Source organism: Bradyrhizobium sp., assembly GCF_030693485.1.
Taxonomy (GTDB): Bacteria; Pseudomonadota; Alphaproteobacteria; order Rhizobiales; family Xanthobacteraceae; genus Bradyrhizobium.
Genome location: NZ_JAUYAN010000196.1, coordinates 1 through 10,337, shown reverse-complemented (window position 1 = coordinate 10,337; position 10,337 = coordinate 1). Strand labels below are relative to the sequence as shown.

The window sequence follows — 10,337 nt, the reverse complement described above, 5'->3', positions numbered from 1 at the left end:
CGTATTTCCTTGCTTCCCGCCGGAATCCCGCTATATAGCGGCCCATCTCACACGGAAGCATGGCTCAAAAGGCCGTCCGGTGGCAGCCGGGCCGCAAGGCTCGTTTGCTCACACGCTTCCGGAGGAACCAACCGGAGAATAAAACGATGGCGCTACCCGATTTCTCTATGCGTCAGCTGCTTGAAGCTGGCGTTCACTTTGGCCACCAATCGCACCGCTGGAATCCGAAGATGGCGGATTACATTTTCGGTGCCCGCAACAACATCCACATCATCGATCTCGCCCAGACCGTGCCGCTGTTGCATCGCGCGCTCCAGGCCGTCAGCGATACCGTCGCCAAGGGCGGCCGTATCCTGTTCGTCGGCACCAAGCGGCAGGCGCAGGACGGCGTGGCCGAAGCGGCGAAGCGTTCGGCGCAGTATTTCGTCAATTCGCGCTGGCTCGGCGGCACGCTGACCAACTGGAAGACGATTTCCGGTTCGATCAAGCGGCTGCGGCATCTCGAGGAAGTGCTCAATTCGGGCGATGCCAATGCCTACACCAAGAAGGAGCGTCTGACGCTGCAGCGCGAGCGCGACAAGCTCGACCGTTCGCTCGGCGGCATCAAGGACATGGGCGGTCTGCCCGACCTGATCTTCGTGATCGACACCAACAAGGAAGATATCGCGATTCAGGAAGCCCAGCGGCTCAACATTCCGGTCGCAGCCATCGTCGATACCAATTCGGACCCCAAGGGCATCACCTATGTGGTGCCGGGCAATGACGACGCCGGCCGCGCCATCACGCTGTATTGCGATCTGATCGCGCGCGCCGTGATCGACGGCATTTCGCGCGCGCAGGGCGATTCCGGCATCGATATCGGCGCCTCCGCGCAGCCGATCCGCGAGGAAATCGCGGTGGCGCCGCAGCCCGCCGGCTTCCAGGGCCTGGCCGGGCCGCGCGGTGCCGCCGACGATCTCAAGAAGCTCACCGGCGTGTCCGGCGCGATCGAGAAGAAGTTCAACGATCTCGGCATCTTCCATTACTGGCAGCTCGCCGAACTCGATCACGACACCGCACACAAGATCGGCGAAGAGGTCGGGCTTCCGTCCCGCGCCGATGGCTGGGTAGCCCAGGCCAAGGCGATGACCGCGGAAGCGGAATAACGCGAACAAGCGTGGCCGGAATTTTCCGGCCACCGCTTCGGTTCCAGATACGACATTCCCTGGTGGTGGAAGGCGGCGAGGCGGCAACAGCCGCGCCGCGGTCGCCCTGGCAGGCAAGAAGGACATTCAGCGATGGCAACGATTACAGCAGCGATGGTCAAGGACCTGCGCGAGACCACCGGCGTCGGCATGATGGATTGCAAGCAGGCGCTTGCCGAGAACGGCGGCGACATGGAAGCCGCGATCGACTGGCTGCGCAAGAAGGGCCTGTCGAAGGCCGCCAAGAAGTCCGGCCGCATCGCCGCCGAAGGCCTGATCGGCGCACTGACACATGGCACCAGGGGTGTCGTCGTCGAGGTCAATTCCGAGACCGACTTCGTCGCGCGCAACGAGCAGTTCCAGGGACTGGTCAAGATGATCGCCCAGGTCGCGCTCAAGGTCGGCGCCGACGTCGAGAAGATCAAGGCCGCGCCGGTCGGCAATGTCACCGTCGAGCGCGCGATTCAGGATGCGATCGCCACCATCGGCGAGAACATGACGCTGCGCCGGGCGGCTTCGCTCGAAGTCACGAGCGGCGTGGTCGCAAGCTATGTGCACAATGCCGTGGTCGAGGGCGCCGGCAAGATGGGCGTGATCGTGGCGCTGGAATCCGCCGGCAAGACCGACGAACTCGCAACCCTCGGCCGGCAGATCGCTATGCACGTCGCCGCGACCAACCCGCAGGCGCTGGATTCGGCGGGGCTCGATCCCGCGGCCGTGACCCGCGAAAAGGACGTGCTGTCGGACAAGTACCGTCAGCAGGGCAAGCCTGAAAACGTGATCGAAAAGATCGTCGAGTCCGGCCTGAAGACCTACTACAAGGAAGTCTGCCTGCTGGAGCAGGCCTTCATCCACGACAATGCCAAATCGGTTGCCCAGGCGGTCAAGGAAGCCGAGGGCAGGATCGGCGCCCCTGTGAAGATCACCGGATTCGTGCGCTATGCTCTGGGCGAGGGAATCGACAGGCAGGAATCCGATTTCGCGGCCGAGGTCGCCGCCGCCAGCGGCAGGAAATAACCGCCGGACCAGGTCCTTCCGGAGGGCTTGCGCCGGCAACGGCAAAGCTGTCCAGGAATCGGCTGCCCAACGGATCGACTGGCCCAGAGCAACGGCTGTTCCAGAGGAAAGCGACTAGCAATGGCTGAGCCGGTCTATCGTCGGGTGGTGATCAAGCTGTCGGGCGAGTATTTCGCCGGCGCGCATTCCTTCGGCATGGATCAGCCGACCATCGACCGCATTGCCGGTGACCTGATCGCCGCCAAACAGCTCGGCGTCGAGGTCGCCGTCGTCGTCGGCGGCGGAAACATGGTGCGCGGCGTCGAGGTATCCTCGCGCGGCGTGTCCCGCCCGACCGGCGACACCATGGGCATGCTCGCCACCGTAATGAATTGCCTGGCGCTGGAAGCCGCGATCGAGCGGCGCGGCAGCCCGGCGCGGACCCTGTCGGCCTTCGTCATGCCGCAGGTCTGCGAGCTGTTCACCCGTACTGCAGCGCACAAATATCTCGCCGAGGGCCGGATCGTGCTGCTCGGCGGCGGAACCGGCAACCCGTTTTTCACCACCGACACGACAGCAGTGCTGCGGGCGGCCGAGATCGGCGCCCAGGCGGTGCTGAAGGCCACCAATGTCGATGGTGTCTACAGTGCCGATCCCAAAAAGGATCCGTCCGCCAGGCGGTTCGACCGCTTGACGCATTCACAGGCGATCGAAGGCGGCTACAAGGTGATGGACGCGACCGCTTTCGCGCTTGCCCGCGAGACATCGCTGCCTATCATCGTGTTCTCGATCGCCGAACCGGGTTCGATAGGCGCGATCCTGCGCGGCACCGGCCACGGCACCATCGTCGCCGGCTGACAGGCCGGCGACGCATCTGATGCGCGCGGGCCTGACGGCGTCGGCGATCAGTTTTCAGGAGGGAGAGCGTTATGCCCACGGGTGGTTTCGACATCAACGATTTGAAGCGCCGCATGCAGGGCGCCACGGCGGCACTCAAGCATGAGCTCGGCGGATTGCGCACCGGCCGCGCCGCCGCCTCGATGCTGGAGCCGGTGCAGGTCGACGCCTACGGCACCCACATGCCGCTGCACCAGCTCGCGACCATCAGCGTGCCCGAGCCGCGCCTGCTCTCGGTGCAGGTATGGGACAAATCGATGGTCAAGGCGGTGGAGAAGGCGATCGTCGATTCCAATCTCGGCCTGAGTCCGGCGACCGAAGGCCAGGTGCTGCGGCTGCGCATTCCCGAACTTAACGAGGAACGCCGCAAGGAACTGGTCAAGGTCGCGCACAAATATGCCGAGGCGGCCAAGGTCGCGGTGCGGCATGTCCGCCGCGATGGTCTCGATACCGTCAAGAAGCTCGAGAAGAATCACGAGATTTCCGAGGACGATGAGGAGCGGCTGGCCAATGATGTGCAGAAGGCCACCGACGGCATGATTTCCGAAATTGATCAATTGCTTGCGGCGAAGGAAAAGGAAATCCTTACCGTTTAGCGCGCCAGGATCAGCCGATGTCGAACGCCGCCGCCCCAGTAACCGACGCCCCGGATCCCTCCGGTGCGCCGTTGCATGTGGCGATCATCATGGACGGCAACGGACGCTGGGCGGCGGCCCGTGGCTTGCCGCGCGCGGAAGGCCATCGCCGCGGCGTCGAGGCGTTGCGGCAGGTGGTTCGCGCCGCCTTCGAGCTCGGCATCCAGTATCTGACGATCTTCTCCTTCAGCTCGGAAAACTGGTCGCGTCCGGCCAGCGAAATCGGCGATCTGTTCGGTCTGCTCAGGCGCTTCATCCGCAACGACCTCGCGACATTGCACCGCGATGGCGTCCGGGTCCGGGTGATAGGCGAGCGCGACGGACTGGAGCCGGATATCTGCGCGCTGCTGAACGAAGCCGAAGAGCTGACCAAGGGCAACACCAGGCTCCATCTCGTGGTCGCGTTCAACTATGGATCGCGCCAGGAAATCGCCCACGCCGCCCAGCGGCTGGCGCGCGAGGTCGCCGAGGGAAAGCGTGATCCTTCTTCGATCGATGCCGACACCATGAGCCAATATCTCGACGCGCCCGAAATTCCCGATCCCGACCTGATCATCCGCACCAGCGGCGAGCAACGGCTCTCGAATTTCCTGATGTGGCAGGCCGCCTACAGCGAACTGGTGTTCGTGCCGATCCACTGGCCGGATTTCGACAAGGCGGCGCTGGAAGAGGCGATCGCCGAATATGCCAGGCGGGAGCGCCGTTTCGGCGGTCTGGCCGCGAAAACCGGATCGTGACCGAGGGCGAAGCCGCACCGGCGGCTGCCGCCGAGAAGGGGTCGCGCAATCTGATGATGCGGGTGCTCGCCGCCCTGGTGCTCGCACCGGCAGCCATCGCCATCGCCTATGCCGGCGGCTTTCTGTGGGCCGCGCTGGTGACGCTGGCCGCGATCGGCCTCTATGTCGAATGGCTCATGATCGTTGGCGCGGGGCGCGAGCCGCGCGTGATCGCGTCGGGCGCCGCGGCCCTTGCGATCGGCGGGATTTGCCTCGCATGGGGGCGGATCGATACCGCGCTCGTCGTGCTGGTCGTCGGTCTCGTCGCCGTTGCGTTGCTCTCGGGTGAACGCCGGCTCTGGACCATGACGGGATTTCTCTACGCCGCCGCCGCCGAACTGGCATCGGTGCTGGTGCGGCTCGATCCGGTCAAGGGATTTGCCGCGCTGATGCTGGTCCTGCTGGTCGTCTGGGCATCCGATATCGGCGGCTACTTTGCGGGCCGCGGCATCGGCGGACCCAAGCTGTGGCCGCGGGTCAGCCCCAAAAAGACCTGGGCGGGCGCGATCGGCGGCTTTGCCCTGAGCCTTGGCGTGGCCGGCGGCTTTGCCGCCTTCGGGTACGGTCAGGCCGGCCCGCTATTGCTGCTGGCTGCCGTTCTCTCGATCGCGTCGCAACTCGGCGATCTGTTTGAATCCGCCGTAAAACGCCGTTTCGGCGTCAAGGATTCCAGTCACATCATCCCCGGGCATGGCGGGCTGATGGATCGTCTCGATGGCTTCGTCGCCGCGATCGTCCTGGCTGCGATTTTCGGCCTTTTGCGGGGCGGCGCCGATGGCGTCGGCCGCGGTCTTATGGTTTGGTGAAAATATGAGCGCTGTCCCGTTGCGTAACAATAAGGCCGCGGCATCTGCCGTGCGCTCCGTGACCGTGCTGGGCGCCACCGGCTCGATCGGCGACAGCACGATGGATTTGCTGCGGGCCTCGCGCGACCGCTATCAAATCGAGGCCTTGACCGCGAACAGCAATGTCGAGGGGCTGGCGAAACTGGCCCGCGAATTCGGCGCGCGTTTTGCCGCCGTGGCCGATCCCGGTCGCCTCGGCGAGTTGAAGGACGCGCTGGCCGGGACCCGCACCGAATGCGGCGCCGGGGAAAGCGCCATCATCGAAGCCGCGGCCCGTCCGGCCGACTGGGTCATGGCCGCTGTCAGCGGCGCGGCCGGATTGAAGCCTGCCCTTGCCGCCGTGGATCGCGGCGCGACCGTCGCGCTGGCCAACAAGGAATGCCTGGTCTGCGCCGGCGACTTCTTCATGCAGCGCGCGTTCAAGGCCGGGGCCTGCATCCTGCCGGCGGATTCGGAACATAACGCGCTGTTTCAGGCGCTGGCTTCCGGCAACCGCGAGGAGCTGGTCCGCGTCATCATCACCGCATCGGGCGGACCGTTCCGGACCTGGGCGGTCGCCGACATCGAGCAGGCGACGCTGGCGCAGGCGCTGAAACATCCGAACTGGAGCATGGGACAGAAGATCACCATCGATTCCGCGTCGATGATGAACAAGGGGCTCGAGGTCATCGAAGCCTCGTATCTGTTCGCACTGACGCCGGACGAGATCGACGTTCTGGTGCACCCGCAATCGATCATCCACGGCATGGTGGAATTTTCGGATTGTTCCGTCGTGGCCCAGCTCGGCGCGCCCGACATGCGCACGCCGATCGCACATTGCCTCGGATGGCCCGACCGGATCGTCGGACCCGCCGCCAAGCTCGATCTCGCCAAGATCGGGCAGCTGACCTTCGAGGCGCCGGATTACGACCGTTTCCCGGCGCTCCGGCTGGCCTATGATGCGCTGCGGACCGGGCAGGGCGCGACCACGGTCTACAATGCCGCCAACGAGGTCGCGGTGGCGGCCTTCATCGCCGGCAAGATCAAATTCGGCGCCATCGCCCGGCTGGTCGAAGCCACCATGAACGACTGGATCCGCTCCGGGAACCTGGCGCCTTTGACCTCCGCGGACGATGCGATTTCCGTTGACCATAATGCGCGAAATAAAGCTGCCTCCCTCTTGCCTCAAATTGCCTTAAAGGCATCCTAGACGGTTGGGGACAGGGCCTGCGGCCCTGGTTAAGGGGAATTGGATGTCCGAGTTTTTTCTAAACGGTTTCAATACGTTGAGCCATGGGCTCATCGGATACATCATTCCCTTTTTGTTCGTGCTGACGATCGTCGTTTTCTTCCATGAGCTCGGCCATTTCCTGGTGGCGCGCTGGAACGGCGTCAAGGTGCTGACATTCTCGCTCGGCTTCGGGCCGGAACTCGCGGGCTTCAACGACCGCCATGGCACCCGCTGGAAGCTCTCCGCCATTCCGCTCGGCGGCTACGTCAAATTCTTCGGCGACGAGAGCGAGGCCTCGACGCCGTCCTCCGAAACGCTCTCCGGCATGACCGCGGACGAGCGCGCCGGCAGTTTCCACCACAAGAAGGTCGGCGCGCGCGCCGCGATCGTGGCGGCCGGTCCGATTGCCAATTTCCTGCTGGCGATCGTGATCTTCACCTGTCTGTTCACCTTCTTCGGCAAGCCGAGCACGACCGCGCGCGTCGATAAGGTGGAGGCGGGCAGTGCCGCGGATAAGGCCGGCTTTCAGGCCGGCGACGTCGTAACCTCGATCGACGGCAAGGCGATCGGAAGCTTCTCCGAGATGCAGCGCATCGTCGGCACCCGCGCCGGCGAGCAGCTGTCGTTCACGATCAAGCGCGGCGATTCCAGCCTGCAGCTGCAGGGCACGCCGCAGCTTCGGGAAGTGAAGGATTCGTTCGGCAACGTTCACCGCCTCGGCGTGCTCGGCATCACCCGGGCGACCAATCCCGGCGACGTCGTGACCGAACGGCTGGATCCCGCCTCCGCGCTCTTGCTCGGCGTCAAGGAGACCTGGTTCGTGGTCGAGCGCACGATGTCCTATATCGGCGGCGTCTTCACCGGGCGCGAGGCGGCCGATCAGGTCGGCGGGCCGATCCGGATCGCGCAGATTTCGGGGCAGGTCGCCACCATTGGCGTTGCCGCCCTGGTGCACCTGGCCGCAGTGCTCTCGATCTCGATCGGACTGCTTAACCTGTTCCCGGTACCGTTGCTCGACGGTGGTCACCTTTTGTTCTATGCGGTGGAAGCCGCGCGCGGCCGTCCGTTGTCGGAGCGGGCCCAGGAGATGGGATTCCGAATCGGACTGGGGCTGGTGCTGATGCTGATGGTGTTTGCGACCTACAACGACATCCTGCACCTGGCGGCATCGTGAAACGGCTTTTTTGTGACGTGGCCTATTGGCAACGTCTTGGAATGAAAATGAAATTGCACTGCGATAGGATGTTTGCCGCCCCGGCAAAATTGGCTACAAGCAGCGCAACAAATGGGAATCTGTTGGTTCGTAGGGGTGCGGACCAACCGTGGAATAACAAGGGCGCTTTGCGCATGAATGTTGGAATGCGAGTGCGGGGCGGCTTGTTGGCCACCCTGATCATGTTCGCGATGCCGGTTGCCGCGACGCTGGCCGCTATGCTCGTGCCGTCGGCGGCCGTTGCCCAGACCGCGTCCTCGATCGTCGTAGAGGGGAACCGGCGCGTCGATGTCGAGACCGTCCGCTCCTATTTCAAGCCGGGACCCGGCGGTCGCCTCGACCAGGGACGGATCGACGATGGCCTGAAGTCGCTGATCGAGACCGGCCTGTTCCAGGACGTGCGAATCAACCAGGCCGGCGGGCGTCTCGTCGTGACGGTGGTGGAAAACCCCGTGATCGGCCGAATTGCCTTCGAGGGTAACAAGAAGATCAAGGACGAGCAGATTTCCACGGAAATCCAGTCCAAGCCGCGCGGAACGCTGTCGCGCCCGATGGTGCAGTCCGACGCCCAGCGTATCGCCGAAATCTACCGCCGCTCCGGCCGTTATGACGTGCGCGTGGTTCCTGAAATCATCGAGCAGCCGAACAACCGCGTCGACCTGATTTTCACCGTGAGCGAGGGTTCGAAAACCGGCGTCAAGTCGATCGAGTTCATCGGCAACAACGCCTATTCGTCGTATCGCCTCAAGGACGTGATCAAGACCCGCGAATCGAACCTGCTGAGCTTCCTCGGCGGCGCCGACGTCTACGATCCGGACCGCGTTGAGGCCGACCGCGACCTGATCCGCCGCTATTACCTGAAGAACGGCTATGCCGACGTTCAGGTCGTCGCAGCCCTCACCGAATACGACCCGGACCGCAAGGGCTTCCTGGTGACCTTCAAGATCGAAGAGGGCCAGCAGTACCGGGTGGCGCAGGTCAATTTCGCCTCCAGCATCGCTACGCTCGACGGCAATGTGCTGCGCAGCTTCTCGCGCGTCCGGGTAGGCTCGCTCTACAACGCCGAGGCGCTGGAGAAATCCGTCGAGGAGATGCAGATCGAGGCCTCGCGGCGCGGCTACGCCTTTGCGATCGTGCGTCCGCGCGGCGACCGCAATTTCGAGGCGCATACCGTTTCGATCACCTTTGCCATCGACGAGGGTCCGCGAACCTATATCGAGCGTATCAATGTGCGCGGCAATACTCGCACCCGCGACTACGTGATCCGCCGCGAATTCGATCTGTCCGAAGGCGACGCCTACAACCGCGCGCTGGTCGACCGCGCCGAGCGCCGCCTGAAGAACCTCGATTTTTTCAAGACGGTGAAGATAACGAGCGAGCCGGGCTCCTCCAGCGACCGCGTGATTCTGGTGGTCGATCTCGAGGAGAAATCGACCGGTGACTTCTCGGTGTCGGGTGGCTATTCGACGACCGACGGCGCGCTGGCCGAGGTCAGCATTTCCGAGCGTAACTTCCTCGGCCGCGGTCTCTACGCCAAGGCGTCGCTGACCTATGGCCAGTACGCGCGCGGCTACTCGCTGTCGTTCGTGGAGCCCTATCTGCTGGACTATCGCGTAGCCCTCGGGCTCGACCTGTTCCAGCGCGAACAGCTCGCCAACTCCTTTATTTCATATGGCACCAGCACCATCGGCTTCAGCCCGAGGCTCGGCTTCGCCTTGCGCGAAGATCTGTCGCTGCAGGTCCGCTATTCGATCTACCAGCAGAAGATTTCGCTGCCGGATAATCTGCGGAATTGTAACAACGACCTTACGAGCGCGGCGTACAATCCCAGCCCGGCCTTTATGGCCAACGGCAACCCCCCCAGTGCCTTCAATACCTCGGCGCTGGGTTGCTACTTCGACGGCGAAGCTTCGCTGCCGGTCCGCAAGGAACTGCAGAACGGCAAGACGCTGACCTCGTCGATCGGCTATTCGCTGAACTACAACACGCTCGACAACAACAAGAATCCCACCGACGGCCTGCTGGTCGATTTCAAGCAGGACTTCGCCGGCGTCGGCGGCGATGTCAGCTATCTGAAGAGCGCGATCGATCTGAAATACTACACGCCGCTGGTTGCCGACGTCGTCGGGTTAATCCATGCCCAGGCCGGTATCCTGAACCAGATCGGCAACAGCGACCTGCGCATGCTCGATCATTTCCAGATGGGCTCCAACCTGGTCCGCGGCTTTGCACCGAACGGAATCGGCCCGCGCGACATCAACCCCTACGGCACCAGCGATTCGCTCGGCGGCAGCAAATATTGGGGCATTTCGGCGGAGCTGCAGATGCCGTTCTGGTTCCTGCCGAAGGAAGTCGGGCTCAAGGGCTCGGTCTATGCCGACGCCGGCGGGCTCTACGACTACAAGGGACCGACGTCGTGGGCCTTTACCAACGAAGTCAATGCGCCCGGCTGTGTTCGCGGCACGACCATTCCGCTTCCGGCCGGATCCTGCACCGGGCTGGTGTATGACAATGGCAACGTCGTCCGCAGTTCGGTCGGTGTCGGTCTGATCTGGGCGTCGCCGTTCGGTCCGCTGCGCAT

9 protein-coding genes are annotated in these 10,337 nt (G+C 63.8%); all 9 read left to right on the top strand.

Going from position 1 to position 10,337, the window contains the following annotated elements; all coding sequences use genetic code 11:
• Positions 1 to 146 precede the first annotated feature (146 nt).
• Positions 147 to 1,145: a 30S ribosomal protein S2 gene (locus Q8N40_RS14480; protein WP_305322525.1), complete on the top strand. Its 999-nt coding sequence runs from the start codon at positions 147 to 149 to the stop codon at positions 1,143 to 1,145.
• A gap of 132 nt (positions 1,146 to 1,277) precedes the next feature.
• Positions 1,278 to 2,201: a translation elongation factor Ts gene (gene tsf, locus Q8N40_RS14475; protein WP_305712307.1), complete on the top strand. Its 924-nt coding sequence runs from the start codon at positions 1,278 to 1,280 to the stop codon at positions 2,199 to 2,201.
• A gap of 120 nt (positions 2,202 to 2,321) precedes the next feature.
• Positions 2,322 to 3,038 (top strand): UMP kinase, encoded by a 717-nt coding sequence (pyrH, locus tag Q8N40_RS14470; protein WP_305712306.1) that lies wholly within the window; start codon positions 2,322 to 2,324, stop codon positions 3,036 to 3,038.
• 71 nt (positions 3,039 to 3,109) lie between these two features.
• On the top strand, positions 3,110 to 3,673 hold the full coding sequence (gene frr / locus Q8N40_RS14465) for a ribosome recycling factor (RefSeq protein WP_305322522.1): 564 nt from the start codon (positions 3,110 to 3,112) through the stop codon (positions 3,671 to 3,673).
• 17 nt (positions 3,674 to 3,690) lie between these two features.
• The gene (locus tag Q8N40_RS14460) at positions 3,691 to 4,449 is read left to right on the top strand and encodes an isoprenyl transferase (protein WP_305322521.1); all 759 of its coding nucleotides are present in this window, start codon (positions 3,691 to 3,693) and stop codon (positions 4,447 to 4,449) included.
• Positions 4,446 to 5,294, top strand: coding sequence for a phosphatidate cytidylyltransferase (locus Q8N40_RS14455; RefSeq protein WP_305712305.1), 849 nt, complete (start codon positions 4,446 to 4,448; stop codon positions 5,292 to 5,294). The genes Q8N40_RS14460 and Q8N40_RS14455 overlap by 4 nt, the downstream gene beginning before the upstream one ends.
• A gap of 4 nt (positions 5,295 to 5,298) precedes the next feature.
• Positions 5,299 to 6,522, top strand: coding sequence for a 1-deoxy-D-xylulose-5-phosphate reductoisomerase (dxr, locus tag Q8N40_RS14450; protein WP_305712304.1), 1,224 nt, complete (start codon positions 5,299 to 5,301; stop codon positions 6,520 to 6,522).
• Between the two features lie 43 nt (positions 6,523 to 6,565).
• Positions 6,566 to 7,717 carry an RIP metalloprotease RseP gene (rseP, locus tag Q8N40_RS14445; protein WP_305712303.1) on the top strand — a complete coding sequence of 384 codons (1,152 nt, stop codon included), beginning with the start codon at positions 6,566 to 6,568 and terminating at the stop codon, positions 7,715 to 7,717.
• 173 nt (positions 7,718 to 7,890) lie between these two features.
• Positions 7,891 to 10,337: outer membrane protein assembly factor BamA (gene bamA, locus Q8N40_RS14440; protein ID WP_305712302.1), on the top strand; the 2,447-nt coding region annotated here is incomplete at its 3' end.